The 26,864-nt window shown below is 62.4% G+C and carries 24 protein-coding genes, 1 tRNA gene and 1 pseudogene; 11 read left to right on the forward strand and 15 right to left on the reverse strand.

The genetic code is table 11. The features are described 5' to 3' along the window. The first annotated feature begins 42 nt into the window (after positions 1 to 42). The 7 genes from HS101_07630 (at position 43) to HS101_07660 (ending at position 6,382) form a co-directional block, all read left to right on the forward strand. Positions 43 to 1,362, forward strand: a complete 1,320-nt coding sequence (locus HS101_07630; protein MBE7506145.1) for an IS1380 family transposase — start codon at positions 43 to 45, stop codon at positions 1,360 to 1,362. A gap of 336 nt (positions 1,363 to 1,698) precedes the next feature. Continuing rightward, complete coding sequence (locus HS101_07635) at positions 1,699 to 2,016, forward strand: hypothetical protein (GenBank protein MBE7506146.1); 318 nt, start codon at positions 1,699 to 1,701, stop codon at positions 2,014 to 2,016. A gap of 172 nt (positions 2,017 to 2,188) precedes the next feature. Continuing rightward, the gene (locus tag HS101_07640) at positions 2,189 to 3,247 is read left to right on the forward strand and encodes a hypothetical protein (protein MBE7506147.1); all 1,059 of its coding nucleotides are present in this window, start codon (positions 2,189 to 2,191) and stop codon (positions 3,245 to 3,247) included. Between the two features lie 90 nt (positions 3,248 to 3,337). Next, positions 3,338 to 3,432 (forward strand) — tRNA-Sec (locus HS101_07645). Between the two features lie 91 nt (positions 3,433 to 3,523). Next, positions 3,524 to 4,183 carry a class I SAM-dependent methyltransferase gene (locus HS101_07650; protein ID MBE7506148.1) on the forward strand — a complete coding sequence of 220 codons (660 nt, stop codon included), beginning with the start codon at positions 3,524 to 3,526 and terminating at the stop codon, positions 4,181 to 4,183. Positions 4,184 to 4,238: 55 nt separating this feature from the next. Beyond that, positions 4,239 to 5,360 (forward strand): HlyC/CorC family transporter, encoded by a 1,122-nt coding sequence (locus tag HS101_07655; protein ID MBE7506149.1) that lies wholly within the window; start codon positions 4,239 to 4,241, stop codon positions 5,358 to 5,360. Next, positions 5,357 to 6,382 (forward strand): hypothetical protein, encoded by a 1,026-nt coding sequence (locus HS101_07660; protein ID MBE7506150.1) that lies wholly within the window; start codon positions 5,357 to 5,359, stop codon positions 6,380 to 6,382. The genes HS101_07655 and HS101_07660 overlap by 4 nt, the downstream gene beginning before the upstream one ends. 13 nt (positions 6,383 to 6,395) lie before the next feature. On the opposite strand, the gene HS101_07665 is transcribed toward HS101_07660, so the two are convergent. The 15 genes and pseudogenes from HS101_07665 to HS101_07735 form a co-directional block, all read right to left on the reverse strand. Continuing rightward, a complete protein-coding gene (locus HS101_07665; GenBank protein ID MBE7506151.1) occupies positions 6,396 to 8,267 on the reverse strand; it encodes a S9 family peptidase in 1,872 nt (623 codons plus the stop codon). A gap of 187 nt (positions 8,268 to 8,454) precedes the next feature. After that, entirely contained in the window at positions 8,455 to 9,036 is a 582-nt protein-coding gene (locus tag HS101_07670; GenBank protein ID MBE7506152.1) for an IS630 family transposase, read from the reverse strand. Beyond that, positions 9,033 to 9,404, reverse strand: a complete 372-nt coding sequence (locus HS101_07675; protein ID MBE7506153.1) for a transposase — start codon at positions 9,402 to 9,404, stop codon at positions 9,033 to 9,035. The genes HS101_07670 and HS101_07675 overlap by 4 nt, the downstream gene beginning before the upstream one ends. 71 nt (positions 9,405 to 9,475) lie before the next feature. Next, complete coding sequence (locus HS101_07680) at positions 9,476 to 9,697, reverse strand: hypothetical protein (protein MBE7506154.1); 222 nt, start codon at positions 9,695 to 9,697, stop codon at positions 9,476 to 9,478. A gap of 290 nt (positions 9,698 to 9,987) precedes the next feature. Further along, on the reverse strand, positions 9,988 to 10,983 hold the full coding sequence (locus HS101_07685) for an NAD-dependent epimerase/dehydratase family protein (protein MBE7506155.1): 996 nt from the start codon (positions 10,981 to 10,983) through the stop codon (positions 9,988 to 9,990). Continuing rightward, positions 10,980 to 12,620 carry an AMP-binding protein gene (locus HS101_07690; protein MBE7506156.1) on the reverse strand — a complete coding sequence of 547 codons (1,641 nt, stop codon included), beginning with the start codon at positions 12,618 to 12,620 and terminating at the stop codon, positions 10,980 to 10,982. The genes HS101_07685 and HS101_07690 overlap by 4 nt, the downstream gene beginning before the upstream one ends. Before the next feature lie 42 nt (positions 12,621 to 12,662). Next, positions 12,663 to 13,553: pseudogene (locus tag HS101_07695) on the reverse strand (alpha/beta fold hydrolase). Between the two features lie 108 nt (positions 13,554 to 13,661). Beyond that, positions 13,662 to 14,276, reverse strand: a complete 615-nt coding sequence (folE, locus tag HS101_07700) for a GTP cyclohydrolase I FolE (GenBank protein ID MBE7506157.1) — start codon at positions 14,274 to 14,276, stop codon at positions 13,662 to 13,664. Between the two features lie 34 nt (positions 14,277 to 14,310). Beyond that, positions 14,311 to 14,793 carry a hypothetical protein gene (locus HS101_07705; protein ID MBE7506158.1) on the reverse strand — a complete coding sequence of 161 codons (483 nt, stop codon included), beginning with the start codon at positions 14,791 to 14,793 and terminating at the stop codon, positions 14,311 to 14,313. Between the two features lie 202 nt (positions 14,794 to 14,995). Continuing rightward, a complete protein-coding gene (locus HS101_07710; protein MBE7506159.1) occupies positions 14,996 to 16,132 on the reverse strand; it encodes a hypothetical protein in 1,137 nt (378 codons plus the stop codon). A 55-nt stretch (positions 16,133 to 16,187) separates the two neighbouring features. Then, positions 16,188 to 17,192 (reverse strand): AI-2E family transporter, encoded by a 1,005-nt coding sequence (locus tag HS101_07715; protein ID MBE7506160.1) that lies wholly within the window; start codon positions 17,190 to 17,192, stop codon positions 16,188 to 16,190. Between the two features lie 48 nt (positions 17,193 to 17,240). Then, positions 17,241 to 17,957: a PH domain-containing protein gene (locus HS101_07720; GenBank protein MBE7506161.1), complete on the reverse strand. Its 717-nt coding sequence runs from the start codon at positions 17,955 to 17,957 to the stop codon at positions 17,241 to 17,243. Between the two features lie 750 nt (positions 17,958 to 18,707). Further along, entirely contained in the window at positions 18,708 to 20,534 is a 1,827-nt protein-coding gene (gene glmS, locus HS101_07725; GenBank protein MBE7506162.1) for a glutamine--fructose-6-phosphate transaminase (isomerizing), read from the reverse strand. A gap of 347 nt (positions 20,535 to 20,881) precedes the next feature. Further along, positions 20,882 to 21,175, reverse strand: a complete 294-nt coding sequence (locus tag HS101_07730; GenBank protein ID MBE7506163.1) for an RNA-binding protein — start codon at positions 21,173 to 21,175, stop codon at positions 20,882 to 20,884. A gap of 254 nt (positions 21,176 to 21,429) precedes the next feature. Then, positions 21,430 to 21,831, reverse strand: coding sequence for a hypothetical protein (locus HS101_07735; protein MBE7506164.1), 402 nt, complete (start codon positions 21,829 to 21,831; stop codon positions 21,430 to 21,432). A 205-nt stretch (positions 21,832 to 22,036) separates the two neighbouring features. On the opposite strand from HS101_07735, the gene HS101_07740 reads away from it, so the two are divergent. The 4 genes from HS101_07740 (at position 22,037) to HS101_07755 (ending at position 26,247) form a co-directional block, all read left to right on the forward strand. After that, positions 22,037 to 23,578, forward strand: a complete 1,542-nt coding sequence (locus HS101_07740) for a B12-binding domain-containing radical SAM protein (GenBank protein MBE7506165.1) — start codon at positions 22,037 to 22,039, stop codon at positions 23,576 to 23,578. A 168-nt stretch (positions 23,579 to 23,746) separates the two neighbouring features. Then, the gene (locus HS101_07745; protein ID MBE7506166.1) at positions 23,747 to 24,382 is read left to right on the forward strand and encodes a helix-turn-helix transcriptional regulator; all 636 of its coding nucleotides are present in this window, start codon (positions 23,747 to 23,749) and stop codon (positions 24,380 to 24,382) included. Positions 24,383 to 24,387: 5 nt separating this feature from the next. Continuing rightward, entirely contained in the window at positions 24,388 to 25,251 is an 864-nt protein-coding gene (locus HS101_07750) for an SRPBCC domain-containing protein (GenBank protein MBE7506167.1), read from the forward strand. Positions 25,252 to 25,317: 66 nt separating this feature from the next. Then, on the forward strand, positions 25,318 to 26,247 hold the full coding sequence (locus HS101_07755; protein MBE7506168.1) for an SRPBCC domain-containing protein: 930 nt from the start codon (positions 25,318 to 25,320) through the stop codon (positions 26,245 to 26,247). The last annotated feature ends 617 nt before the right edge of the window (positions 26,248 to 26,864 follow it).

Consider the following 26,864-nt stretch of genomic DNA (forward strand, 5'->3'; position numbering starts at 1 on the left):
AGGCAGGGAGGCTTTTTCGTGACAGACTGTAACAGCAAACCGATGTTCTTTTCCAGTCTCGGCCGCAAGAAAATCGTGGCCGATTTCACAGGCGGAACGCTCACCTCAGACGCCGGGGGTCTGCTGCTTCGGGAGGTCGAGCGGCGTCTGGGCCTGGTCGATCAACTGGCCGGGGTCATCAACGACCCGCGTGATCCGGCCCGAATTCAACATGACCAGCGGGTCATGCTGGCCCAGCGCATCTTTGCCATTGCGATGGGCTACGAAGATCTCAACGACCATCAAGCCCTGCGGAGCGATCCCGTGCTGGCGGTCCTGACCGGGCGGCCGCCGAGCGCGGATGAGCCGCTGGCCAGCAGTCCGACCTTGTGCCGGCTGGAGAACCGCGTCACGCGCGGCGACCTGGCACGAATGTCGCGTGTGCTGGTGGAGCAGTTCATCGCGTCCTATGAATCGCCGCCGGAGGAATTGATCCTCGACTTCGACGCGACCGACGATCCGATCCACGGCAACCAGGAAGGCCGCTTCTTCCACGGCTATTACGACCACCACTGCTTCCTACCGCTGTATGTGTTCTGCGGCTCGCGGCTGCTGGTCTCCTACCTGCGGCCCAGCAACATCGACGGGGCCCATCACGCCTGGCCCATCCTGAAGCTGCTGGTGCAGCGCTTGCGACAGGCGTGGCCCGGGGTGCGGATCATCGTCCGCGGGGATTCCGGCTTCTGCCGCCGGCGAATGATGAAATGGTGCGACCGGCACGGCGTCAAGTACGTGCTGGGCCTGGCCCGCAACACCGTCCTGGAGAAAGCGGCCGAGTCCTTCATGCAGGCGGCCGAGGCCCAGTTCGCCACCACGCAGCAGAAGGTGCGGAACTTCCACGAGATCGAGTACGCGGCGCAGACCTGGGATCGCCCGCGCCGCGTGATCGTCAAGGCCGAGCGGCTGGTTCAGGGGCCCAACGTTCGATTCGTGGTGACCAACCTGACCGACCGCACGCCGAACGATATCTACGACGGTCTGTACACGGCCCGCGGCGACATGGAGAACCGCATCAAGGAGCAGCAGCTCGGGCTCTTCGCCGATCGCACCAGTTGCCACGCCTTCCTGGCCAATCAGTTCCGGCTGCTGTTGTCCTCGGCGGCCTACGTCCTGGTGGAAACGCTGCGCCGCACGGCCCTGGCCGGCACCGAACTGGCCGAGGCCCAGGTGAACACCATTCGCCTGAAACTCTTCAAGGTCGCCGCGCGGGTGGTCGTCTCCGTGCGCCGCGTCGTACTGCGACTGTCGAGCAGCTGCCCCCTGCAGGACCTGTGGCGATCCCTGGTTCCACGACTCCGCCTGATCCCGCCCGCCCCATCATGACCCGAAAAACAACCTGATCACCGCTTGGGGGTAAGGGGGCCCTGCGCGCTCCAACCTCCACCTTCGTCCCTCCGCTCACGCACAAAGCCGAAAAACTCCGTCCATCACCATTCGAAGATCACTGATGAAATATGCGGGCTAATCACGCAGGCGGCCTATTTTACGCGCGCTGCGGCATGGAGCGGTGATCCCCTCGACAAGGCTGCCACACCTGTCACCGTCGCGGCCGACCCGCTCGCCGCCCTTTCATGGATGCAGGGCACATGGAGCCGCACACAGAATGACGAGTACCTCGAAGAATCCTGGTCATCGCCGGCCGGGGATTGCATGCAGGGCATGTTTCGGTGGCTCAAGGGTGGTAAATTATGGATGATCGAGTTGATGACCATCACCGTCGAAGACGGGACGCCGGTCTTTCGAATCCGTCATTTCGATCGCCGCCAGACCGCATGGGAAAGCAAAAACGGAGCGATTCCCTATACGCTTAAGAGCAGCTCTGACAGCGAGGTGCGCTTCGAGAACCCCGATCACGAGAAGACGCTGGGGTTCGCCTTCTCCCGGCCGTCGCCCGACGAGTATGAGGTTCGAATTCTGCCCGCGTCCGGCGCCAAGGGCCGGGAAATGGCCTTTCGCTTCAAGCGAAAAGCCGATTGAGAGGGCCCATCGGCTGGCCATCCTTTTCGGCTCCCATCGCGGAAAACTCCAAAGTCCGTCACATTCCGCCGCGAAGTACTATCTTTCTTCATCACCCGGGGTCTATCATTGGGTGAAGTGTGAGGGCGAGCATCGCCCTTTGATTCCCTGCCCCAAGGCCCAGGGAGCGCCCATGATGAAGAGTCGCATCGCGCGAGCGTGTGTATTTATCCCCATCCTGATGAGTGCGCCGCCGCTCATGTCCCAGGTTCGGTCTCCGTCGAACACGCCGCCCGAGCGAAACCCTCGCGTCCACATGATCTCGTCGTCGCCCGATTCGAATCGCGAGCTGTATCTGCTTTCGCCGGGCCATTACGTCTATCCGCCCACGGGGCGCGCGGACGATTGGAGTCCGCACTTCCGCCCGACGCCGGACTACAGCCACTTGCGCCGGCCGCGATTGATCAATCCTCTGCCAAGACACCGGCTGGGCCGCTCGTTCGGCGGCTCTTACGCATACGGCGATAGCTATTACTGGGGCCCCGCCGCCGCCTCGCCCTACTACGGCAACACCGCTGACGCCTACAATCAGGGTCGTTACGACGCCGATCATGAATACGTCTGGTACATCGCTTCACAGCGCGCCGGGCGACTGATCAATCAAAGCGCGGAGTTCTTTGACGAGGGCATCCTGCTCTTCCGCGACGGCCACTACGACAAGGCGGCCGTCAAATGGATCGGCGCGGCCGACACCAACCAAGGCAACGGACCGGCCCGCCTGCACGCGGGGCACGCGATGTTCGCCCTGGGCCGCTATGCCGAAGGCGTCGACATGCTCGCTCGGGCATTCGAACTGTCTCCCACGCTTCGCTACAAGACTTACGACATCCGCGACGAGTACGGCGATCAAAGCGATTTCGATTTGCACCTTGCCAATCTGAGGGCGCGTGTGGCGCAGCGGCCGAATGACGCCGCCGCGATGACCATGCTGGGCTATGTCATGTTCTTTACGGAAGGGTCCCAGGCGGCATTGCCGGCACTCACCCGCGCCGCAGCCCTTGATCCAGACGACTTCTTCGTGCCCAAACTTCTGAATCTGGCGCGGCAGGCGAGCCCCGCGCCGGATACGGAAGTCTCGATCCCGCGAGGAACAAGCCGGCCATCGCAAGGCACTGGCTCACCGACGAGGCATCGAGAATCTTCACCGCCAAGGAGCCGGGCCGGCCCTGCCGTCAAATTTGTGAGCCGCTAGCCGGCCCGTCATAGCGCGAAAAAGCGAAGCGACCGCGTCAGTGGTGATGCGCCGTCTGTGCCTTTAGGGCCGACCCGTTATCATGTCCCCGGGAGCGTCAGGGTTCCTGGTGGGCTCCGCGGTCTTCAAAGCCGTTGAGACGGCGCCTTGCGTCGTCTGGTGGGTTCGATTCCCATCCGCTCCCGTACTGTTCGATCGGTCGTCCCTGGGTCAGGTGCCGATCAGGGCCGTTTCTACTATCCGTCGGGCCGGTGATGCGTGACAATCTGTTCCGTCATGAGTGAGTCATGTCCGCTTTGCGCTCAGCCTGCGCCCTTTGCGCTGGAGGCCTACGACCGCCCCTTCTATTCGTGCACCCAATGCGACCTGATCTTCGTTCCGCAGCATCTGCACCTGAAGATCGACGAGCAGGTAGCGCGTTATGCCATGCACGAGAATACTTTGGAGAACAAGGGCTACGTGGCCCGTTTCGAGCGGCTGATCGACGTGATGAAGACTTATGTACCGCCGGCGCGACGCGTGCTCGACTATGGGTGCGGCCCCGGCCCCGTGCTCGTTGAAATGCTTCGACAGGCCGGTTACGAGGCTGACGGCTACGATCCGCACTTCGCGCCGCAGGCCGACCTCTCGGTCCCCTTTGATGCGATCTTGTCCACCGAGACTTTTGAGCACTTCTCGCTGCCCGGCGAGGAGATTCGGCGCGTCTGCGCCCACCTTCGCCCACAGGGATACCTCATTGTCATGACCGAGTTTCACAGGGGGCTGGCCCACTTCGCGAAATGGCACTATCCGCGCGACCCGACACATGTCGCGTTCTATGCCCAGCGCACGCTGGACCATATCGCGCGCCAGTACAACCTGGCGCTCCGATTCACCGATCAGCGAAACACCGCCGTCTTTCAGCGAAATTCGGCCGATTCAGCAATTCCCCGGTGACCCAAGTTCCCCCATCGCCCGATTCAACTCTCAGGCGTTATCGTATGCGGCATATATGTCCGTAACGCTTCTCATCCTGCAGTTGATGTTCGTGCCCCTGCTGATCGGCATCAATGCCTTTTTCGTGGCGGCGGAGTACGCCGTCGTCACGCTGCGCTCGACCCGCATTGAGGAGCTTCGCCGCGAAGGCGTCGCCGTCGCCCGCGTACTGGCCCGGCTGAAGGATGACATGGGCGGGTCGCTCGCCACCATTCAGGTCTGCATCACCGCCACCAACCTCCTCATCGGGGCCGTCGCCGAGCCGGCCATGACCCAGATCATCCGCCTCATTCTGGCTCCGCTCGGCGCCTACATGCCCGAAACGGCAGGGCGCGTACTCGGCCTCGTCGTGGGGTTCACGCTCGTGACGCTCCTGACCGTTGTCCTCAGCGAACTGCTCCCCAAGGCCCTGACGCTTCAGCACACCGAGCGAATCGGCATGATCGTGGCCCGGCCGATTGCCTTCTTCCGACTGGTCTGCTCGCCGCTCGTGTCCGTCATGAGCTGGATGGGCAACGCCGTCACTCGCACCTTCGGGCTGGGCGACGTCGAGATTGAGGAAGCGGCGCACACCGAAGAAGAACTCGAAATGCTCGTCGACAAGGCCGACGAGGCCGGAGAATTCCACCACGAGCACGGCGACATCCTCCGACGGGCCTTCGACTTCGCGGACCTCAAGGTCGTCCACACCATGATCCCCATGCGCAAGGTACAGGTGCTCGACGCCAACGCCACCGTCAACGAGGCGGTCGGGCAACTTCAAGAATGGCCCTACACGCGCTGGCCGCTGCGCGATCCGTCCACCGGGAAGATCGTCGGCATCCTCAACATCAAGCTCGCCATACACGCCATCGCGCTGCAACTGGGCGACGTCCTGATCCTCCGCGATCTTGCCTCGCCGCCGGCCGCGCTCGACCCGGACATGCCGCTGGTCGACGCCTTGACCTACATGCGAAAGAGCCGGCGGCACATCGTCATGGTCGCGGAAGGTAACGGCCCCGAGCTGGGCATTGTCACCCTGGAGGACATCCTCGAGGCCATCGTCGGCGATATCCCGTCCGAGGCGCAGCGCCCGGACACGCCCCGACCGCCAAGAACGAAGGAGCGGGTCGCATTCAGAAAATGGAGAACAAGATGAATTGTCGACACATGTTGATGGCACTCATGCTCGCGAGCGTTTGCGCAACCGCCCGCGCCGAAAAGGGGGCTCCGCCGGACGACTCCCAATGTTTGAAGACCATGCGCACCGAGGCGGACGCCGCACGGCCGCTTGTCCAATCGCCCCTGGCGAAAGGCTTTCTCGACGCCGCGGCCCGCCTGGCGATTCCTTCCGCACGCGATCTCTATCGCACGGCCGACAAGCGTTACGTCATGCCCGACGAAGCGGCGAAGCTGTCCGACAGGCAGCGGGCCGACCTGACCAAGACTCCCGTCACGGCGCAGATCTATTACCACACCAAATACGGCACGCCGCTGGCCTATGTCCGGCTTCTCGACCTGCTCGGCCAGGCAGGCATCAAGGATGTCAGGGGCAAGCGCGTTCTCGACTACGGCTACGGCACCGTCGGCCATCTGCGCATGCTGGCGAGCATGGGCGCCGATGCCGTCGGCGTCGATGTCGATCCATTCCTCCCCGCCCTCTATTGCAAGGAGGATGACCAGGGAAAGATCGCCGTCGACGGGAAGGATGTCGGCCTAGTGACACTGGTCAACGGTCGCTGGCCCGGCGACGCCGATGCAAGCAAGCGCGTGGGCGGCGGCTACGACCTGATCATCTCCAAGAACACGCTCAAGAACGGCTATCTCCATCCCGAGCGCGAAGTGGACAGCCGCATGCTCATCGATCTCGGTGTGAGCGAGGACAAGTTCGTCGCCAGGCTATATGCCGCGCTCAAGCCGGGCGGATACGTGATGATCTACAACATCTGCCCCGCCCCCGCCCCGGCGGATAAGCCGTACATCCCGTGGGCCGACGGCCGGTGCCCCTTCCCGCGAAAGATGCTGGAATCGGCGGGCTTCAAGATCATCGAGTTCGACCGCGACGACTCCAAGGCCGTCCGCGAGATGGCCCACGCCTTCGGCTGGGACTCGGGGGATTACAAGATGGAATTGGAGACAAACCTCTTCGCGCACTACACGCTGCTGCGAAGACTGGAGTAGCCCTCAGAGAGAATTACGGCTTGAGATTCTTCGAGAAAAACTCCGTCACGCGCTCGGCGAATTCGATGCGGTTGTTCTCCTTGCGGAAGCCGTGGCCTTCGTCGGGGAAGACCAGCATCTCCACCGGCTTGCCCAGCTTTTTCATCTTCGCTTCGAGCTGCTCCGCTTCGTGCAGCGGCACGCGGGGGTCATTTGCGCCGTGCGCGATCATCAGCGGGCAGTTGATCCGATCGACCTTGTAAATCGGCGAGATCGACCTAAGAAACTCCGTGTCCTCCAGCGGGCCGTACTCCGCCTCGCGCAGCTTGCGGCGATAGTCCTTCGTCCGCTCAAGGAATGTCTGCATGTTACAGATGCCGACGATGTTGCACGCCGCCCCGAATATCTCCGGCGCCTCTGTGATCGTCGCCATGACCATGAACCCGCCGTAGCTGCCGCCGAAAGCCGCGATCTGCGACGGCGAGCTGTAGCCCTCGGCCACCAGCCACTTCGCCGCCTCAATGCCGTCCTTCACGCTGCCCATTCGCTTCTTGTAGTTGTCCATCTCCAGATACTTCATGCCATAGCCCGATGAGCCGCGCACGTTCGGCGCGAGCACGCCGAAGCCGCGACTGGCGAAGTAAGAATTCAGGTAATTGAAGTTCGGGCGATACTGCCCCTCCGGGCCGCCGTGATAGCTGACGATAAAAGGAATCCTCGAGCCCTTCTTGTAATCCGGCGGCAGATAAATGAATGCCGGCACCTCGAGCCCGTCAAAAGACTTGTACTTGATCAATTCCGGAAGCGGATACTTCGCAAGATCGATGCCCCGGGTATCGGCCTCGGTCAATGCCACAGGCGAGGCAGTCGGCACGGCCGGCGACCAGCGGTAGATGAGGCCCGGGTTCTGGGCATTGTCGATAGAGTAAAGCATGTCCCCGCCGCAAAACGCGACATTTCCGACGATCCCCTTGGGCATGGCGGGGGTGGGCATCTCCTTGGTGGCGTTTTTCTTGCCGAGCGCGTAGAGCTTGAGCGTGCCGTATCCGTCTTCATTGAGCCCGACGGCCAGCAGGCTGCGATTGTCGTTGAACACGCCGAAGTCCGTCTCGAACTCGGCAAGCTCGGGTAGAAACGGCGAGACTTCTCCCGATTCGAGATCAATCCGCGCCAGCGTGTTCTTGTCGCCTTTGTAGTTGCTGATGGCGATGAAGGCGTCGTTCTTCGCCGTGTAGCCGACAGGCTTGAACGCCCACTCCTCGCCCGCCGGCGTGACTTCGCGGTTCTTGCCGTCGTTGAGATTCACCTCGAAAAGCTGCGAATGCGACGCGGAGTTGTATCGCATGGTCATCAACCGATCGCCCGTGGAATTGAAGTCGACCGGCGACGTGTCGCCGGGCTGGCTTAGCACGCGGCGCGTCGAATTGGAGGCGAGGTCGTACACATACACATAGAAATCCGACGGTGAGATGTCGTTGGCCTTGAAGGCGAATGCCTTCGAGTCGCGCCGCCAGACGACGCTTCCGAACACCACGTCCGGATGGGCGTAGAGCGCTCGCATCCGCCCCGTGCTCGTTTCGAACAAGTAGATGTCAGCCTGCTCGTTTCCGCCGATGGCTGCGCTGATCGCGATCCACTTGCCATCATCGGAGAGCGAATAGCCCTGTACGCCGTCGGGAAAGTCAGTCAGCTTGCGCTCGTCGCCACCCTTTCGGACATAGAGCTGAAAGAGCCCGTCGGGATTGTGGATGAAATAGAATTCGCCGCCGGGCGCGAGATTGCCCGAGCGCGGCCACTTGATCTCCACGAATTGTCTGACGCTCGGAGCCTCCGCGATCGCCGAGTCGACAATTAGCAGCGACCCAAGCGAGCATGCGACAACAAGACTTGCGGCGAAGCGCTTCATTATTCCAACCCTCCAGCGAATGTGTAAAAGATGTCCTCAAGAGGCGTCGCTGACGCGAAGCGGTCCCGAGACCACGAAGGAGGATTAAGTATCCGGTGAATGGTCGCCCAGAGGAACCCCGTTTCGGCGCGGCTGGGTTCTCGGCGGCTGCGAATGGGTGAATGAATCGATGGGCGGGGCGCCGGGGCTAGAGCGGTTTGCGCATTTCTGTAGCGATTCCGCAGTGCGTAAAGTAGCCGATGGCATCGCCGGGCGTCACGGCGGCAATCGCGCGGCCCATCGCCTTGCACAACGGCTCGAAGCTTCGCGCCGCCGCACTTCGCAGGTACTGCTTCACCTTTGACCACATCGGTTCAATCGGATTGAAGTCGGGCGAGTACGGCGGCAGGAACAAAGCGGTGGCGCCGACTTGAGCGATGGCCTCCATCGCGCCCGGGGCGTGGTGCGAGGCCAGGTTGTCCATCACCACGATGTCGTCCGGCTTGAGGGTGGGCGCGAGAACCTGGCGGACATAGGCCGTGAAGGCCGCGCCATCGATCGCCCCGGGCAACAGCATCGGCGCGGTGGGTCCGCTCAGCCGCAGTCCGCAGAGCATCGTCGTGGTCTGCCAACGGCCATTGGGCGCATGGGCCTTGACCCGCTGCCCGCGCGGGGCGCGGCCCCGCAGCCGCGTCAGGTTGGTCTTGGCCGAGCTCTCATCAATAAAAACAAGGCGATCCGGATCGAGGCCGCCCAGCGCCGCCTGCCAGCGCTGCCGCGCCGCCTTCACGTCCGGACGGTTCTGCTCATCCGCAAAGAGCGACTTTTTTTTAGCGACAGCTTCATCTTGTGGAGCGTGCGGCAAAGGTGGCCCAGGGTGACCTCCAGACCCAGCCGGTCGCGCAGTTCGGCCAGGGTCGCATCGGGCTGGGTCTCCACCAGCCTGCGGAGCCGCGCCTTTCGAGCGTCGTTGAGCTTCGGGATCGGTCCGGCCCGATGCGGCAACGGCGCGATGGTGCCGAGCTCACGCCGTCGCTGCTTCAGTCGCCGAACCCAGGCCGGCGACACCTCGAACGACTTCGCAACCCGCGTGGTCCCATGCCCGGCATCGCACGCCGCCAGCACCCGTTTTCGCAGATCCATCGAATAGGCTTCCATGCCAAAGTACTCCTTCGGCAACCAGCCTAACCTCTAGTGCACTATGGCGCTAGAGGGACGCGCAATCTGCTCTAGTCGTCCCGCGAGGCGCCGCTGTGGCATTTGTCGATGTAGGACTGAATCTGGCGAATCTGCCCTTCGATGCTGTGAAGCTCGCGAAGAAGGATGCCCTCGAGGTCTTCCAGAGCGGAGTTGTCCGAGCCTGGTCGGGCCTTGGAGATGTCTGAGATCTCTCGCTTAAGCTCGTCCATTCGGCCGGTCAGTGTATTGAGTTTCTCGTCTGGCGTGTTCATACCCAATCCTACAATCGACCCAGCAGCGCTGAGGTACGGATATCGCCAATAGGCGATTGCCAATTAAGTGAAACGTTTGACTATGGCCGGCCCGTCCCGGCAATCGCAAAATCATAACGGCCGCATCGACCGCCGTCACTCGAAAAGCAGGCGAACAGGACGTCCGAAAACCAAATTGCCGCCCTATCGGGCTCATACCTGCATTTTCGGTCAGACTCGGTCGGTAAGGTGAGAAAAATCGCCCCGGCGATGGAAATTATCGGCCCCTTAACCCTCGAAAGGCCATAAGCTTAGTTTGAGCCGAGCCGGAACCATTCGGCGAGCCGCTTCAGGCCCTCGTCGATGGAAACCTCCGGCCGATACCCGAAGTCCCGGCCGGCCGCCGAAATATCAAACCAGTGTGCCGTCGTCAGTTCATGAACGACGAATCGAGTCAGCCGCGGCTCGCGCCGCATGCCGAGCACGCCGAACACTCCCTCCATCACCGCCGCAATCGACATGGCCGCCCAGATCGGAATCGTCTTCTCAACCGGCGGCTTGCCGGCGGCCGCAAGGATACCGTTGACCAAATCCCAGATACCCCGGGGCTCGCCCTGGCTGATGAAGTAGGCCTTCCCCGCCACCGGCGAGCCGGGCTCCAGCCGATCCGCCGCCAGTATGTGCGCCGATGCTGCGTTATCGATGTAAACGCAATCGACCTTCTTGTTCAGTCCGCCGATGCGCCGCAGAGATGACGCCCGGGCGACGATGCGCGGCACGAGATGATTGTCGCGCGGCCCCCAGATGAGATGAGGCCGTAGGGCGGTCGTCGCCAAGAAGTCATCATTGGCGGCAAGGACAAGCTGCTCGGCGACGGCCTTCGTCCGCGGATACGGGACCGAGTAGTGCCGCGAATACGGCACCGATTCATCCACACCCTCCATGTTTTCACCGGAAAAGACGACACTCGGGGAACTCGTATGAACCAGCCGCCCCACCCCGGACGACCGGCACGCGTCGATGACATTCTGCGTCCCGACCACATTCGGCAGGTGGTATTCCTCGTAGCGCCCCCAGACGCCCGCCTTCGCTGCGACGTGGAAGACAACATCACATCCCCGGCACGCCTTCGAGACAAGATCGGCATCGGTGATGTCGCCGCGCCGGCAGTCCACACCGAGCGCCGCCAGCTCCGGATAATCCCCGCGGGCGAGGATGCGAACACTCTCTCCGCGATCCAGCAGCATCTCGACGATGCGCCGACCGAGAAAGCCGCCCCCGCCCGTGACCAGACAGCACCGGCTCATGAAATCTGCCCCGCGGCCCATTCGGCCAATTGCTCTCGGAATATCTTCGCGTTGTGCCGGATGTCCACCGGAAACTGCGCGTGATACAGCACCGTCTCGATCGGCCGGGTATGTTCGTGGGCGGCCGCCGCGGCGACCAGCTCCGCGGTCAACTTGTCGAGATCGGCCTGCGAATCATCGGCATGCAGTTCAATGCAAATCACCGGCCGCTGATGGGGTCGCTCTCCGACGCCGACCAGCGCCGAGCGAAAGACTCGCGGGTGTTGATTGAAAATCGCCTCGCATGGATCGGTAAACAACGTCCCGGCAGTCGTCACGACGCGGTGCGCCTTGCGCCCACAGAACCAGAGCCGGCCCTGCTTGTCGAAACGACCCACATCGCCCATGCGATGCCAAATCGAGTTACCGTCCACGATCTTCGCCAGCCGGTTGGCCCGCTCGTCGGTGCAATAGCGCCGCGTCACCATCGGGCCCCTCACGATGATCTCCCCAATCTCGCCGGGCGAAGCAGTCTGCGCATCGTCGATTTTTTCAATCGGTCCATCGTCGATGCGAATGATCTGCACATCGGCATCCGGCATCGGCCTGCCCACGCAGGTCCCCTCGCCGCGCGCCGTCCGCGCGGCAGTGGCGCTCAGAATCTCCACATGATCAATCGCCGCAACCGGCAGCGCCTCCGTCGCGCCGTAGGGTGTGTGAATGCGCGCGTCCGAGTCGAGCAACTTCGCAAACCGCTCCAGCGTCGCAGGCGGCACCGGCGCGCCCGCCGAGATGACCCGCCGAATCGTCGGAAGCTTGAGCGACTGCGCTTCGCCGTATCGCCCCACCCTGTCCAGAAGCGCCGGCGAGCCGAACATGTGCGTCACCTTCTGATCGCGAATCGCCCGGGCAATCTTCTCCGGATCGACCCACGCCGGCCGCGTCGGGTCCATATCCGGGATGACCGCCGTCATCCCTAGCGCCGGATCGAACAACGCAAAAAGCGGAAACGTCGGCAGATCGATCTCGCCCGGCTGGATCTTGAAGTAATCGCGCAGGATTCGAGCCTGTGCGTCGAATACCCGATGCTGGAAGAGAACGCCCTTGGGCGGCCCCGTGGAGCCGGTCGTGAAAATGATCGCCGCGGGATCGTCCGGCTGCGTCGTTGCGATCGGGAACGGCCGCCACGGATCGGCGCGAAGCTCATCAAGCGACAAACCGCCCCAGCCCCATCGCCGGCCGACAGTGACACGAATATGGCACGTCTTAAACGCCTCGCGATGCGACAGCCGCAGCAAGTGGGCGAGCGGAATGCCGATAAACGCCTGGGCATCCACGGCTCGCAGGCACTCGACCATGCGCCGCTTACCCATGCCCGGATCAATCAGGACCGGCACGGCGCCGATCTTGTACAGCGCGAACGTCAGTGTGAAAAACTCAACGCCCGGGCGAACCATGACAATGACGCGCATCCCCCGCGTCACGCCCGCGCGACACAGGCCGTGGGCATAGCGGTCCGACTCCTCGTCCAATTCGCGAAACGTGACGTGCGCGTACTCGGCCTGGCCGTCGGCGTGCTGTTTGCGCGTCCAGACGATCGCCCGCTGATCGGGATGGGCCTTGGCCGCCTCGTGCAGGTGGGCCGCGACATTGAGAATGCCGCCGGAGGCAGGCGCAGATGGACCCGGCTCGGTGCGCACCGAGTGGCGGCGCACAAAGTCCTGAACCAGCGGGATCACCTGATCGCCGACATCTTCAAGGACGTAGTGCCCGGCATCGGCGAAAGAGTGTGCCTCCGCGTTGGGAAATCGTCGCTTCCACTCCGCGAGAAAATGCCGGTCGAAGACAAAATCGTGCTCGCCCCAGCAAATCAAAGTCGGCAGGCCCGCCAGCTTGCCGAGATTATCATCGGTCGCCTTGGCTGTCGCATAGGCGGCGTCGCGCGGCCGCAGCGGAATGTCCTGCACGAAGCGCAGCGTGGCAATGCGATGCTCGGGCGTGTCATAGGGTGCGACAAGCCCGGCACTCACCTGCGGCGAGAGCCCCTTCCGCGTGGCCATCCATGTCGCACTGCCGGCGAACGCGTTGAACCTGAGGACCGCGAGTTCGGCGAGACGGCTCTTCTTCCGTAGCAGCTTGAGTCGCCGGGGAAGCCGCTTCCTGGCGGGAAGCAGGAATGCGCCTGTGTTCAAGATGACCAGCCGCGCGATGCGCTCCGGCCGCAGCAGGGCCCATGAGAGCCCAATCATACCACCCCAGTCGTGGACTATCAGTGTGACGTCGCGCTCGATCCCCAGATGCGCGAGCAATGCCCCCAGATCGGCGACCCGCTCATCCAGCGTATACCGGTATCGGGCGTCGTCCGGTTTATCAGAAAGCCCGCAGCCAATGTGATCGGGGGCAATACAGCGATGCGTCGTCCGCAACGACTTGATCAGCTCGCGATAATAAAACGACCACGTCGGGTTTCCGTGGACCATCACCACCGGCGGTCCGGAGCCCTCATCCACGTAATGATAGCGAAGGCCGCTGCGATCGAAGGATCGACTCTCGAAGGGATACAGCGGCTTCCAGTCTGTCTGGTTGTCCATCGGGGGGTTGACGCGGACCAGTAAGATGACAACGGCATTGCCGGGTTGATCAAGCCCCCAAGGCTAATCTCGATGGGTCGCCCAGTCGAGTTCGCAGCGCCGCACGCGTTACTTGTGCAGCAGGCTCATGATCTCGGCGCGCGTCGATGCGTTGTGACAGCATTCGCCGCGCACGGCGGACGTCACCATCACACTGCCCGCCTTCTTCACGCCGCGACAGGTCATGCAACTGTGCACCGCCTCCATCACCACCGCGACCCCTTTGGCGTCGAGTTCGTTGAGCAGAATATCGGCGATCTGCGTGGTGAGGCGTTCCTGCACCTGTGGCCGGTGAGCGAAGGCGTCCACGATCCGCGCCAGCTTGGACAGGCCGATCACCTTGCCGTTCGGCAGATAGGCGATGTGACACTTTCCTTCGAAAGGCAGCAGGTGATGTTCGCACATCGAATGAAAGGTGACATCGCGAAGGACCACCATTTCGTCGTAGCGCTCGTGGAAGAATGTCTTGAGATGATCGCGCGGGTCCTGCCGCAGGCCGGCGAACATCTCGGCATACATCCGCGCCACGCGATTGGGCGTCTGTTTCAATCCTTCGCGATCCGGATTCTCGCCGATCGCCAGCAGTATCTCGCGGACCGCCGCGGCGATGCGCTTCAGGTCCACGTCCTTGCCATGTAGAACGGTTTCGCCCATGGTCGACTCCCATCTATCGCATGAACTCATACAGACCGGCGCCCACCAGGGACATGGCGCCGAATCAGGAATGCGAATATTTTTCTGACGTCGCCAGATCAAATCCCCGGTGATCGGCATTATAGCCCACGCCGCGGTATTCGGCCCGGCACTTGTAGCAGACCGTCGCCCGGCCGACGAACAGGTAGATGACCGCGTCGACCGCCACCAGCGAGCCCAGCGTGGCAAACGTCGCGATGACATTCTCATAGTAGTAGAACACGGACGCCACGATTCCGAAGACGATAACCAGCCCCAGGCCGACCTTCTGCGGGAAGTCTTTGCGAATGAAGAACTCCCTGCCCCCGCACCAGACGCACTGCGAAACAGCATTGCCCACACTCATGTCGCGGACATTCCGCAGCGCATGCTCGTGGCTGCACCTGTCGCACTTCACCATGGCCACATCGTGGTTCTTAATAATATGCAATGGGACGTTCAGCGGGTTTTGGCAGTCGCCGCTCCCGCATCGTCGTCGCGTTTCAAGATTCCCAACAGCCTTGGGCATGTTCGGTACTCCGGTCGGGAATTGTAGTTACTTCATGGCCGCCGCAAAATCTCCCGCCCCTTCTTCGCTAGGTTAACAGAAACTTTCGCGGAAAAAGCGACAGGCTTTTGCCAAAATGCCACCGGTGTCATCGTCATGCCCCGGAGCCCTCGAACGGGATTCGCCGGGGGCCTCCTGTCGCCTGATGAAGAAGGCTCCGATTTCAACCGCCCATCAGCTCAACGACAAACGCCTGCACGTCGCGCCCATCGAGCAGCCCGTCGTCGTTGACATCCAATGGACAGGGGTCGGCGGGAACGACGATTCCCAGCAGCACATTCACCATTGGCGAAATGTCCGCGATGTTGACGACGCCATTTGCGTCAACGTCGCCCTTCATGCACGGGACCGTCGCCGATCTCAAGGCGAGCCCACGAATGTCGGTGAGACTGGAGGCGACCATCAAGACCTCGCCGAAATCGAGCGCGTCCCCGTCGGCGTTCAGATCGCGCACCCGCCAGATTCCTCCCGCCGCGCCCGTTCGGGCAACGAAAGCCCCGTCAGGCGTCGCCGCCAGCGCGCTCGCCGACGACAGCCCTTCGGCGTAAAGCCTGACCTCCGCGAAATCCAGCGCGTCATTGTCGCCGGTCAAATCGTCCAGCAGTTGAAGCGTTCCGTCACCGGGCCGCAGCAGAAGCGACCTCGCCGTGGACTCGGCACAGATAGCCGTGCCCGCGGCGAAGTTTTCCGCGTAGCTGATGTTCTCGGCAAAGTCGAGAAAATCGCCATCGGCGTTACGGTCTTCGAGAATCCGCACCGGCACCTGCAAAGACTGCTGAGCAACGAGCATCGCGCCGTCCGGCCGCAACGCGATCGACTGCGGCGAGGTCAACCCGTTTGCGACAATCATCACTTCAAGCGCATCCAGCGCGTCCCCGTCATGATTGAGGTCGCGCACGGCGTATACGCACCCGCAGCCCGAGTCCGCGACGAACAGTGCGTCATCGCCCGCCGAAACGATGGCGGTCGGACCGGCCGGACCGGCGGGCAGTTCGGCGAAGGCAAGGATTTCCCCAAAATCGAGGGCGTCAAAATCCCCATTCTCGTCGCGCAGGCGAATGATCGTACGCGAGGTTGGGTCCAGGACAAAGACTGATTCCGCCGTTGACGAGATCGCCGCGGCCGTCACAGGTAAACCATCCGCGAACAATCGCGACTCGTTGAAGTCGAAATAGTCCCCGTCGCCGTTGACGTCGACCAAGTAATGCACCTGCCCCGGACGCAGGGCAAAGAGCTCCCCCGCCAATGCGGAGCCCGCCGCCGCGCCGGAGACCATCGCTATCAGGAGAACCGGATACATGCCGCCTCCTCTCGGCGACGCAGTTTACTTACAGCGGCATTCCAGGGCGAGACGATCAGTCCGGGCCGCTGGAGAGCAGCTTGCTGAGCGGTTTCGTCAGTTCGATGCGCTCGAGGATGATCTTCACCAGGGCGACGATCGGCGTTGCCAGGAACATGCCGATGATCCCCCAGATCATGCCGAAGAAGATCAGGCCCAGCAGCACCACCACCGGGTGCAGGTTGAGCGACCTGCCCATCATCCGCGGCTCGACCACATTGCCGATGACGATCTGAATGCCGCCGGGAATCACGATCGCGAAAATCTTCGCGAACGTTCCCAGCTCCGGGTTCAACACGACGACCGGCAGCGGCAGGAGCGTCGCGATCACCGAGCCGATGTTTGGAATGAAGTTCAACAGAAACGTCAGAACGCCGAACGCCAGGGCGAATCGCACGCCGATCACCTTCAGGACGAGGCCGACCAGGATGCCCGTCGCACCGGAGACCAGCACCTTGGTGACGAGATAGCTTTTGATCTGTGTCTCGAGCTGTTCGAGGATGCTCCCGCTCTGGGGCGGCGTGCGTTTGCCGGCCATCATGAAGAGCATGAAGATGAGCACCAGCATGCCGTTGGAAAAGACGGTCATGATCGAGCCAATCAGCGAGCCGGCCAGCTTCTGCACCGACTCGCGCGAGACCGTCACGATCGACTTGAGCTTCTCCGGCTCGATGCCCATTTGCTCCACCGGCAGCCGGGCTGCGATATCGTCGAGCAAATGGGCGAGCTCTCCTTCGTACTCGCCGGCGTGCTGAGACATCTCGCTGACACTGGCCCACACCACGCCCCAGAGCAGAATGACCACCGCCGACCCCAGCAGGACCGTGGTGATCAGCGCCGCCGTGCGGCCGATGCGAAAGTACTTCATCTGAAGATCGATGATCGGCGTCAGGCAATACACCAGGAAGACCGCGAGCACAAACGGGATCAGCACCGGGCTCAGAAAATAGAGCGCCGCCCCCACGGCGAACGCCGTGAGCAGGAGCAGGCAGATGGTTTGTATTCGTCGTTCGGTATCCATGGAGGAAACCAGCGGGCAAGCTTACATGCGCCGGCCCATCATGACTGGTCAGACATTCTCGACAAACAGCGAGCCCTTGCCGCGGGCGCCGCGGACGTTTCGGCGGACGTGTTCGGCGACCTGCGCCGGTTCCGCGATGGACTCGAGGGTCAGGTCCTGATCGGTCTGGTCGCTGCTGACGATCTCCACGCGGCCCGTGTTGACCAGCCGGTCGATGACGCCCTGCCGAAGCCGAACGTCTTCCACGCGGACGAGTTCCAATTGATCGGTGACGCGGGAGAGGATTCCCCGGTTCATGAACAGGCGCTGCGTGGTCAGCCGATAGTGCTGGCCGTAGATGACGAGAAACTGTCGCACGAAGAGGGCCACGCCTGACGCGAAGGCGATGAGCCACGCGGTGCTTCGCAAATTCCAGGGCGACTCCGAGGGCAGCGTTGAACGATGCACAAGAACCAGAAAGACAATGACCGCCACCAACCAGAGAAACCAGGTGCCGTAGTATGCCCGCCACGAGGGCCGGCCCTGCCATACGTCTTTTTCCATCGCCGGGTCGCGGTGCAGGTCGCCGGACTTGGCATCCTTCGCGGCGGCGGTGAGCGGATCGGACCCGGTCGCCGGCGTGCTGGAGGGGCCTGCCGATCCTCTGTTTGAGGGCGTCATCGGGGCGGCCGGCGCGGCGACGGCCCCGGCGGCGAGAGACGCGCCGCAATATTTGCAGAACCGGCTGTCGGCCTCGATGGTGAAATGGCACTTGGGACAGTTCATGGCGCGGGATTGTAACCCTTGCGAGGGCGCGGGGCCAAACAAGTAAAACAGGTCCCGGCGAGCGCTTTGCGAAGGTGACATAAGGCGACGCATAAACGTCAAAACGCCGAAAAGTCAAAACGTCAAAATTCATACATTTCGCTGTGATCATCCCCTCCTCCGACTTGGAATTCCGCGCGCAAGGGCTGCAAAACCGAAGGTGACATAAGGTGACACAAGGCCCTTGGAAATTGTGCCAACACTTGTGGCGGGCACGAGTTGGGGCAGTGCGACTTTTGGGCGGTTTTTGGTGAAAACGGGCAAGGTGAAACACGACTGGTGTATGCCCGAATGGGCACGGAAAATTTCGGGGGAGTTCGTTTGTAAGTCTTTGAAAAATGTGCCGGGAAGGTGACACAGTGAAATGAATGTCAGGCTGGCGCGGCGCGGTGGGACCGTATCGATGTCTGACAAGACAACTGGGCGCAAGTTGGCGGTGTGCGTGAGCATTGCATAGGAGATTCTTGCTCCATGTGCGCGCGGTAGATAGCGAACGCCGCGAGCATCGTCCGCCCTCTGGGCGGCGCGGGAATAATGGAAGGGTTTGGTGGTTGGGCTCGCTAACCAGTGGCTAGAAGCCACTGGCTACCATCGTGCGCCCTACCGGGCGAGGAGCGGGAGCAGGATTAGGATTAAGAGTAGGAGCAACTCGTCCTCTTTGACAGTTGCCGCGAGCTCGATTGGGGGCTTCGGGACGGGCCGCGGGCGGGCCTACTCCACCGTGACGCTCTTTGCCAGGTTGCGGGGCTTGTCCACGTCGCAGCCGCGGAGGACGGCGGCGTGGTAGGCGAGGAGCTGGAGCGGGACGATCGTCACCAGCGGCTGGAGCGGTTCGGGGACGTCTGGCACGTAGAAGACGTGCTCGGCGAGACGGGCGATCTCGGTGTCGCCTTCGGTGGCGACGGCGATGACCCGGCCGCTACGGGCGCGAACCTCTTCGATGTTGCTGATGATCTTTTCGTACTGGCTGTTCTTCGTGGCGATGAAGACGACGGGCATATCCTTGGTGATGAGGGCGATGGGGCCGTGCTTGATCTCGGCGGCGGGCATTCCCTCTGCGTGGATGTAGGAGATTTCCTTGAGCTTCAGGGCGCCTTCGAGTGCGGTGGGATAGTTGTAGCCCCGGCCCAGGTAGAGCCAGTTCTCGGCATCCTTATATCTCTCGGCGACGCGGCGGATTTCCTGGCTCTGGGCGGTGATGCTGCGGATCTTCTCGGGGATCGCCTCCAGGGCCTTCAGGTAGTACAGCAGCTCGGATTGCGACAGGTGCTTGCGCCGGCCCATGTAGAGGGCCATCATGGTGAGGACCAGCACCTGGCCCAGGTAGGCCTTCGTGCTGGCGACGCCGATTTCGGGGCCGACGTGAAGATAGACGCCGGCGTCGCTCTCGCGGGCGATCGTGGACCCCACGGCATTGACGACGCCGAGGGCCAGCGCGCCTTTTTCGCGAGCCTCGCGCAGGGCGGACAGGGTGTCGGCGGTCTCGCCGGACTGGCTGATCGCGACGACGACCGTGCCGGGCTCAATCGTCGGGTTGCGATAGCGGAATTCGGAGGCGTATTCGACTTCGGTCGGGATGCGGGCAAGCTGCTCGAAGAGGTATTCACCGACCAGACCGGCATGCCAGGCCGTGCCGCAGGCGGTGAGGATGAGGCGCTTGGTCTGCACGAGTTCGCGGGTCTGGTTGGCGAGCCCGCCGAGATGGATGCGGCCGTCGGCGACGTTGACGCGGCCGCGCATGCCGTCGGAGAGGCACTCGGGCTGCTCCATGATCTCCTTGAGCATGAAGTGCTCGTGGCCGCCGAGCTCGATGTCTTCGAGGGAGAGCTCCAGCTCCGTCACTTCCTTGGTGACGGGCAGGGCGTCGAGGGTCGTCGTGCGGAAGCCGTCATCCCAGACGACGGCCATCTCGCCGTCGGAGAGATAGATGACCTGGGTCATGTGCTGCACGATGGCGGCGGCGTCGGAGGCGACGACGTACTCGCCGTCGCCGATGCCGAGGATGAGCGGGCTTCCCTTGCGGGCGGCGACGATCTTGCCGGGCTCCTCGGAACAGAGGACGGCGAGGCCGTAGGTGCCGCGGACGTCGCGCAATGCGGCGCGGACCGCCGACTCAATGTCGTCGGTGTAGAAATGCCCGATGAGCTGGGCCAGGACTTCGGTGTCGGTTTCGCTTTTGAACTCGACGCCGCGGTGTTCGAGGTAGGTGCGGAGGGCTTGGTAGTTTTCGATGATGCCGTTGTGGATGAGGGCGATGCGTCCGCTGGCGTCGACATGGGGGTGGGCGTTCAGATCGTTGGGCGCGCCGTGGGTCGCCCATCGCGTATGGCTGATGCCGCAGGTGCCCGGCATGCCATCGGCGCTGAGGGTCGATTCGAGGACGGAGATTCGGCCCGCTTTCTTGCGCACATTGAGGTGGCCGTTGGATTGGATGGCGATGCCGGAGGAGTCGTAGCCGCGGTATTCCAGGCGCTTGAGCCCTTCGAGAAGGATGGGCTGCGCCTGCCTGAAGCCGGTATAACCAACGATTCCGCACATTCGGGCTATCTCCTGAATTGCCGCCGGCGAGGTGAAGACGGGTTAGGGCCCCTCGTCCCCGCGGCTGACTTTCGTTTTCATCGGTCAGCCGCCGGACGGGGCCAAGCTTCCATATTATATGACGATGGCGACCGGGACGCGAAGGGCCCTCACTCCACACCTTGTCATACGGCCGGGGCATTGGCGGAGTTCAGCGGGCTTGTGGGATTGCCTCGGAGCCCCGCTTTCGCCCGATAAGGAGGGCTGCCGGGCTCCCTCGGATTCGAAGAATCGGGGTGGCGGGGTAAAAAAGGGAAAAGGCCAACGACTGGCGCCGGCCTCTTCGCGATGAACGGTGTTGCGTGTGGTTAGTAGCGATCGCGACGACCGCCGCCGCCGCCGCCAGTTCGGTTTTCCTTGGGCTTGGCCTCATTGACCTTGAGGGCGCGACCGGCGTGGTCTTTGCCATCCAGGGCAGCGACGGCCGCCTTGGCCTCGCCTTCCGAGCTCATCTCGACGAAACCGAAGCCCTTGCTGCGGTTTGTGTCGCGATCGATGATGACCTGCGCACTGACGATCGAGCCGTGTGCGGAGAACAACTGCTGAAGATCAGAGTCGTTCACGTCGAAGCCGAGGTTTCCAACATACAATTTCTTGCCCATTTCGTTTCCTTTTTTTGATTGGGCCGATCAATCCGTTCGTTTTGCTTTCAGGATTGATATTGAAAGAGTCCTACATTCCGGACCAAAGAGGAAAGGCGCGAGAGAGAGAAGAATGCAGGAAGCGAGAAGTCGTCAGACTTGACACATTGCCTGAAAGCTCGGTCGTCGAACCAACCAGAGCAAAGTGTAGTGTGAATTCGGCGAGAAGTCCAACAAAAAGGCGCGGCCCCATGGCGGCACGGAGCGAATCGCCGCTAATACGTCGTTTTTGAGTCGGAATCGACGATCTGCGCCGGCGCGCTTCGGCCGTGCCAGACCGGCAGGCCCCTCAGTCGATCCATGAATAATTCGTGCGTTGTCCCATCATCATCGTTGAAATCAAACAGCGCCGACATCGCCACCATCTCGGTATTGGGTTGAAATGCCGTCGCAAGGTGGCGCCGTTTCGCGAAATGTCTGCTCATGGGTTCAAAGAGTTTGCAGGCCCGTTTCCAGCCGAACAGGTGGCAAAGGCCGCCGACGATGTCCCAGGAGACGGCGGCATCGTCGTCGTAATGTACCGCGTTGCCGTCGGCATCCACCGCATCCATGCCCCGGCACCAGTTGCTTTCGACATCAAAAAAGGCGATTAATCGGTCTTTTTCGTCCTGAATCATGCCAATCCGCTTTCGAATCCCCACGGTACCCTGGACCTCATCGACGATCGTACCCAATCGAAAAGCAGCCGTGCTCGGGGGTGGGAATCATGCCGGGGCGGGCGCTCGATGGACCTACAATGAACATTATAGCCGCTCTATCCTGATTTGAGTGGGGCGATTACACTCTCCGGGTCATCGAACCAGTTTCCACACGAGATTTCCCATGCGAATCGTCCTGATCAATCCCATTGCCAGGCGCACTCAGGGTTATCACACCATCGGCAGTAAGATTCCCCAGCTTGCGCTTCAGGTGCTCGCACAACTGGTGCCCGCGGAGCACAGCGTCGATCTGATTGACGAGTTGTTCGGCACCGAGTGTACCGACGAGCGCGTGCGCCGCGGGAACTACGACCTTGTCGGCGTGACCTCCTATACCAGCGGCGCGACGCGGGCCTACGAGATTGCCGAACAGTGTCACCGGGAGGGCATCACCTGCATCATCGGCGGGCCGCACGCCTCGGCCATGCCCGAGGAAGCGATCCGGTTCTTCGACTCGGTAGCGATCGGCGAATGCGACGAGATTTTCGGGAAGATTCTCGCCGACGCCGCCGCGGGCAATCTGCAGAAGTTTTACCACGGCACGCTGCCGGACCTGGAGACGACGGGCTTTGGCCGGGCGCGGCAGGATCTCCAGCCCCTTAACGGCGAGTACGATGTCTCCGCGATTCAGACGTCGCGCGGCTGTCCGGTGGGGTGTGAGTATTGCAGCGTGACGAAGTTCAACGGCGCGCCGATTCGCCGCCGAAGAATGGAGGACGTGATCGACGAGTGGTTCAAGACCACCAAGCCGTTCATGTTCGTGGTCGATGACAATTTCTTCGGGGTCGGCGAGAAACACGCCATCTGGGCGAAGGAACTCCTTCGCAAGATCATCGCGGAAGGCCATCGTCGAAGCCGTGTCGCCGCCGCCCTTAAGCGGGCCCCCGCGGTTCGGCGGCTATTGGGTTTCGCGCCGCGACTGTGGTTCAGCCAGACGACCATCAACATGGGTGACGATCCTGAAGGGTTGGCGCTTTCGAACGAGGCGGGCTGCGTCGGAATGCTCGTCGGATTTGAGACGTTCAACAGCGAAAACCTCAAGGACTTCCACAAGGGCGTCAATCGGAAGAACCTCGAGCGATACCAGACGCTTGTTCGCGGATTTCAGCGCGAGGGAATCTCCGTCTTCGGCGGCTTCATCATCGGGGCCGATGCGGATGACGAGAACACTGTCGCGGCGACCGCCCTGCAGGCCGTGCAGGTCGGCATCGACACGATCCAGATCACCAACCTCACGCCGCTGCCGGGCACCAAGATGTACGACCGTTACGTGGAAGAGGGCCGCATCTTCGCCACGAATTATCCGCAGGACTGGGAGCGCTACACCTTCGTGGAGACGGTTTACAACCCGCGAAACATGACCGCGGAAAAGCTGGACGAAGCGATCTTCGAACTGCGACACCTTGCGGCCCGTGAGAGCTGGGTGTGGAAACGAACGCTTCGCACGCTGTGGCGGACGCGGAGCCTGACGACGGCCGCATTCATCCACGGCATGAACGTGGGCTGGAAGCGCATGGCGAAGATTCAGTCGCCGCGCGACGAGGAGCGCTTCGGCCTGCACATCGACGAGAGCCTGCGCACCACGCGGATCCGCCAGGCGTTTCGCATGTTCCAGAGGAAGTGGGTTCCGACCAGCCTCTCGGTGCAGGGCACGCCGGTTAGTTGAACGGCGCCGTCGCCCGATCTCTAATTCCATAGGGCATTGCAATTTCGGCGTTTACGTCCGTTGGCGCCCTACTGCCGGTTGACTGAATATAAATTATGTCTTGACAATAAGATTTTTCCGTAGTATCTTCTTGGAAACGCCTATGCGGGCGTCTTTCGGAGTCTTCGGATGGCTGAGGCGGCACTTCAACTGGTTCAGGGGGTCGAGCAGGCGGCGGCGCTTTTGCACCCCATTCGCCTCAAGCTGCTGGGGCGGCTCGACGGTGAAAAGTCCGCGAGCTCGCTGGCACGGGAGATGAATCTCCCGCGGCAGAAGCTCAACTATCACCTTCGCGAGCTGGAGAAGGCGGGCTATGTTCAGTACACCGGCGAGCGCAAGCGTGGCAATTGCGTCGAGCGGCTGGTGAAGGCGACGGCGCGGTCTTATCTCATCAGTCCCGAGGCGCTTGGCGATTTGGCAAGCGACCCGAGCCGGATTCCTGATCGCATTTCCGCTTCGTACATGGTGGCTGTCGCGGCGCGAACGATTCGCGATATGGCCGTATTGCAACGGCGCGCTGCCCGAGCGGGGAAGCGACTCGCCACGCTCAATCTTCAGGCCGACGTGCGATTCGCCAGCGCCGCGGATCGCAATGCATTCTCCGAGGAACTGGCGAACTCCGTCGCCCAGCTCGTTGCCAAGTACCATCATGACGATGCGCCGGACGGGCGGTTGTTTCGATTTTTTCTGGGGGCGTATCCCGCCATCACGAAACAGGAAGACGACGCGGGCGACGCCGCTGATGCTTCCGTCAATATGGAGTAAGAATCGTGAGTGAATCAAAAGGCCCCCGATCGATTGAGAAGGAGATTTGCATCCTCGCGCCGGTCGATGTCGTCTGGAAGGCGCTGACCGACGCGGAGGAGCTTACGCGGTGGTTCCCGCTCGAGGCGAAAGTCACGCCGGGCGAAGGCGGGGCCGTTTGGATGTCGTGGAAGAACGAGTTTCAGTTCAACACGCCGATCGCCGTGTGGGAGCCGAACAAGCGACTGCGCCTGATCTACATGGAGCCGGCGCCTGCCGCCAAGCCGGGCGAGCCGGGCATGCCTTTTGAAGTGCCGTTCCAGGTGGCGCTCGACTATCACCTCGAGGACCGGTCGGACGAGACGGTGCTGCGGCTGGTGCACTCGGGGTTTTCGAGCGAGGCGTCGTGGGATGGGCACTATGACGGCACGTCCAGCGGGTGGAACTTTCAACTCGGCGGTCTCAAATTTTATCTGGAGAGGCATCGGGGGACGCCGCGCCGCTGCGTCGTCTGCCGCGCGGCGATCCCGCACATGTCGGTCGCCGATGCGTGGAACAGTATCATGGGGCCGCGGGGGCTCGTGGTGGTGGAGCATCCGGCGCCGCGCGCGGCCCACGAGCGCTATGCAGTGACCACGGCGAGCGGCGACCGATTCGAGGGGATTGTCGATTCGTTTTCTCCGCCCATCGACTTCAGCGCGACCGTGACCAACTGGAACGATGCATGGCTGCGGCTTCACATCGACGACAATGCCCTGTTCTGTCGGCGCGATGTCAATTTGTGGATCTCGATATACGGACTGCCCGAGGAGCACGTGTCGGGCTTGCAGGAACGGCTCGACGGGCTGTTTGCTGAATTGTTTGCGCCGCCGGCGACTTCGGGCGCGTAAGCGCGCGAGCGCCTGTCGGCGATTGGAATGAGTAGTGGTTTTGCGGCGAGCCGGAGAGGTTTTGAGATGATTCGGTTGAAATTGGGAATCGCACCGGCGCTGGTCATTGGCGTGATCGCGGCGGCGCAGTCGCCGGGAAAGGGCCCGGCCGCGGGAAGCCGGGAACGGCCAATCGGAGAGACGAACATGGGCGTCAAGCAAACGCGAACGGTCGAGACGGAACTGGAGATCCATGCGCCGGTCGATGCCGTGTGGAAGGCACTGACGGACGCAAACGAGTTGACGCGATGGTTTCCGCTTCACGCGAAAGTGAAGCCGGGCAAGGGCGGATCGATGTGGGTCTCGTGGGGGCAGCCGTTTGAGGGCGAGTCCACGATTGAGATCTGGGAGCCGGGCCAACATCTGCGAACCGGCTGGCCGTTCACCGCGGCTCCCGACGGCGACCCGCGGCCGCTGGCGGTCGATTACTTCCTCGAGGGGCGCGGCGGCAAGACGTCGCTGCGGCTCGTGCACTCGGGCTTCGGCGTCGGCGCGAAGTGGGACGGCGAGTATGACGGCGTGACGCGCGGCTGGGCCTTTGAGCTGCGCGGCCTGCGGCACTACCTCGAGCACCACGCGGGCAAGGATCGGCGGGCCATCTGGGTGAACAAGCCGACCTCGCTGAGCCCTGCGGAGGCGATCGCGCGCGTCATCGGTCCGGAGGGCCGGGTCATTCGCGGGAGCATTGAAGGGCTCAAGGAAGGCGATGCGTATCGGCTTGAGCTGGTCGGGATGAATCAGCACATCGAGGGCGTCGTTGATATCAACATGCGGCCGCGCTCCTTCGCGGCGACGGTGAAAAACCTGAACAACGCGTACTTCCGCTGCGACATGGAGAACTGCGGCGGGAGCGAGATGGTCTGGGTGTGGTTCTCGACCTACGGGCTCGACGCCGCCACGGCGGACAAGCTGCAGGCGACAATTGAGGCGAACGCGGCGAAGGCGCTGGCGGAGTGAGCAGTGCCGCGGCGCTTTGACGAGCGGCTGCGCGAGAGACAAGAAGCCCGGAAGAAGCAGGCTCGCCCTTTCCGGGAATTTTTTGAAGGCCTGCGGATGCGTGTCCGCGGGCCTTCTTTTTTTTGCTGAGAGTGGCTGAAGGGGGCGAGGACGGCGCGCGGGGGGCGCCTCTTGAGGCGCTGGGGGCGCGTTTTTGAAGGTGACGCGAGGAACAGGCGGTTAATTCAAGTTTTGTAGCGGGGTTCGGGGCGCGCAGCGCATGCGCGGCCCCGAACCATGGTGTACGCTATGAAGGCGCGCGAGACATTGCGAGCACCTTCTTCAGCCCCGACAAGGGGCGACGGAATGTAGCCACGGGTGGAGCGAGAGTGGGCGAAGCCCGCTGAGCGCAACCCGTGGTTAGGGTCGCGCAGCGCGCCCCGCCCCGGCCAGGGGCGGAGGAGGACTTCGATCGCGCATTTCATCAGCGGGCGCATAGATGACGTTCGGATTGATTTATTGCTCACGTCACATGATGTCTGGTATGACGTTCCTGGGGACTTGTGCGTTCGTGCCGAGTTTATGACACCTGCCCCACACTTAATCGCTCCAACGCCCCTTCGGGGCTCATCATGAAT

This window comes from Planctomycetia bacterium, from assembly GCA_015075745.1.
Taxonomy (GTDB): Bacteria; Planctomycetota; Phycisphaerae; order UBA1845; family UTPLA1; genus UTPLA1.

Coding starts and splice junctions, on each gene's coding strand:
- HS101_07630 (MBE7506145.1), top strand. CDS start 43: ATGTTCTTTTCCAGTCTCGGCCGCAAGAAAATCGTGGCCGATTTCACA.
- HS101_07635 (MBE7506146.1), top strand. CDS start 1,699: ATGTTTCGGTGGCTCAAGGGTGGTAAATTATGGATGATCGAGTTGATG.
- HS101_07640 (MBE7506147.1), top strand. CDS start 2,189: ATGATGAAGAGTCGCATCGCGCGAGCGTGTGTATTTATCCCCATCCTG.
- HS101_07650 (MBE7506148.1), top strand. CDS start 3,524: ATGAGTGAGTCATGTCCGCTTTGCGCTCAGCCTGCGCCCTTTGCGCTG.
- HS101_07655 (MBE7506149.1), top strand. CDS start 4,239: ATGTCCGTAACGCTTCTCATCCTGCAGTTGATGTTCGTGCCCCTGCTG.
- HS101_07660 (MBE7506150.1), top strand. CDS start 5,357: ATGAATTGTCGACACATGTTGATGGCACTCATGCTCGCGAGCGTTTGC.
- HS101_07665 (MBE7506151.1), bottom strand. CDS start 8,267: ATGAAGCGCTTCGCCGCAAGTCTTGTTGTCGCATGCTCGCTTGGGTCG.
- HS101_07675 (MBE7506153.1), bottom strand. CDS start 9,404: ATGGAAGCCTATTCGATGGATCTGCGAAAACGGGTGCTGGCGGCGTGC.
- HS101_07680 (MBE7506154.1), bottom strand. CDS start 9,697: ATGAACACGCCAGACGAGAAACTCAATACACTGACCGGCCGAATGGAC.
- HS101_07685 (MBE7506155.1), bottom strand. CDS start 10,983: ATGAGCCGGTGCTGTCTGGTCACGGGCGGGGGCGGCTTTCTCGGTCGG.
- folE (MBE7506157.1), bottom strand. CDS start 14,276: ATGAGTTCATGCGATAGATGGGAGTCGACCATGGGCGAAACCGTTCTA.
- HS101_07705 (MBE7506158.1), bottom strand. CDS start 14,793: ATGCCCAAGGCTGTTGGGAATCTTGAAACGCGACGACGATGCGGGAGC.
- HS101_07710 (MBE7506159.1), bottom strand. CDS start 16,132: ATGTATCCGGTTCTCCTGATAGCGATGGTCTCCGGCGCGGCGGCGGGC.
- HS101_07715 (MBE7506160.1), bottom strand. CDS start 17,192: ATGGATACCGAACGACGAATACAAACCATCTGCCTGCTCCTGCTCACG.
- HS101_07720 (MBE7506161.1), bottom strand. CDS start 17,957: ATGAACTGTCCCAAGTGCCATTTCACCATCGAGGCCGACAGCCGGTTC.
- glmS (MBE7506162.1), bottom strand. CDS start 20,534: ATGTGCGGAATCGTTGGTTATACCGGCTTCAGGCAGGCGCAGCCCATC.
- HS101_07730 (MBE7506163.1), bottom strand. CDS start 21,175: ATGGGCAAGAAATTGTATGTTGGAAACCTCGGCTTCGACGTGAACGAC.
- HS101_07735 (MBE7506164.1), bottom strand. CDS start 21,831: ATGATTCAGGACGAAAAAGACCGATTAATCGCCTTTTTTGATGTCGAA.
- HS101_07740 (MBE7506165.1), top strand. CDS start 22,037: ATGCGAATCGTCCTGATCAATCCCATTGCCAGGCGCACTCAGGGTTAT.
- HS101_07745 (MBE7506166.1), top strand. CDS start 23,747: ATGGCTGAGGCGGCACTTCAACTGGTTCAGGGGGTCGAGCAGGCGGCG.
- HS101_07755 (MBE7506168.1), top strand. CDS start 25,318: ATGATTCGGTTGAAATTGGGAATCGCACCGGCGCTGGTCATTGGCGTG.